We start from the raw sequence: 1,264 nt of genomic DNA, 5'->3' as shown, positions 1-1,264 counted from the left end.
CGCCGACACCCTGGCCAAGGCCCGTGGTGCCGCGGCAAAAATCCAGGCGCCAGGCCTGAACGTTGTCTGGGCCAATACCAAGGGTGACATCGGCTGGTGGGCGGCGGCGCAATTGCCTAAACGTCCGGCGGGCGTACGTCCGTGGTTCATCCTCGACGGCAGCACCGCCGAGGCGGACAAGGACGGCTTCTACCCGTTCTCGGCCAACCCCCAGGAAGAAAACCCGGCGCGCGGCTACATTGTTTCGGCCAACTTTCAGCCGCTATCGCCGACCGGCATGGAAATTCCCGGCTACTACAACCTTGCCGATCGTGGCCAGCAGCTCAATCGCCAACTCAGCGACAAAGCCGTCAAATGGAACCTGGAAAACAGCCAGCAGCTGYAACTGGGCACCACCACCGCCTATGGCCCGCGCCTGTTGGCACCGCTGTTGCCGGTGTTGCGCGAAGTGGTGAGCGATCCCGCCGAACTCAAACTGGTGGAGCAACTGGCCCTGTGGAAAGGCGATTACCCGCTCGACTCCACCAGCGCCACGCTGTTCAACCAGTTCCTGTTCAACCTGGCTGACGCGACGATGCGCGATGAGCTGGGCAACGACTTCTTCGAGACGCTGCTCTCGACCCGGGTGATCGACGCCGCGTTACCCCGCCTGGCCGCCAGCGCCGATTCGCCGTGGTGGGACAACCGCGGCACACTCGGCAAGGAAACCCGTGCCGATACGGTCAAGGCGGCCTGGCAAGCCAGCATCGCGCACCTCAAGACCACCCTCKGTGCAGACTTCGCGCAATGGCAGTGGGGCAAGGCGCACACATTGACCCATGGCCATCCGCTGGGGCAGCAAAAGCCGCTGGACCYGATCTTCAACGTCGGCCCCTTCGCCGCACCCGGCACCCATGAAGTGCCGAACAACCTCTCGGCGAAGATCGGCCCGGCTCCGTGGCCTGTCACCTACGGCCCTTCGACCCGGCGCCTGATCGACTTCGCCGACCCGGCCCACAGCCTGACCGTCAACCCGGTCGGCCAGAGCGGCGTACTGTTCGACAGTCACTATGATGATCAGGCCGAGGCCTACATCGAGGGGATGTACTTCCAGGCGCATCTTAATGACGAAGAAGTCACGGCCAATACGCGCAGCACCTTGAAGCTGTTGCCGGCGCGGGCTGTACCGTAGATTTTTGCTGGCCGGGCTGGCCCCATCGCGAGCAAGCTCGCTCCCACAGGTTTTTCTGTTGTTCACAAAATTTGTGCTCAACAAAGATCCCTG

1 protein-coding gene is annotated in these 1,264 nt (G+C 63.0%); it reads left to right on the top strand.

The window, feature by feature from the left end; all coding sequences use genetic code 11:
• On the top strand, positions 1–1,171 hold a 1,171-nt coding region (locus tag ACXRVY_RS29850; RefSeq protein WP_458239053.1), incomplete at its 5' end, for a penicillin acylase family protein.
• Positions 1,172–1,264: the final 93 nt, after the last annotated feature.

It is taken from the genome of Pseudomonas sp. P5_A2_2 (genome assembly GCF_054177685.1).
Note: the sequence above shows the minus strand (reverse complement) of the source record. Positions and strands in the feature narration are given on the sequence as shown.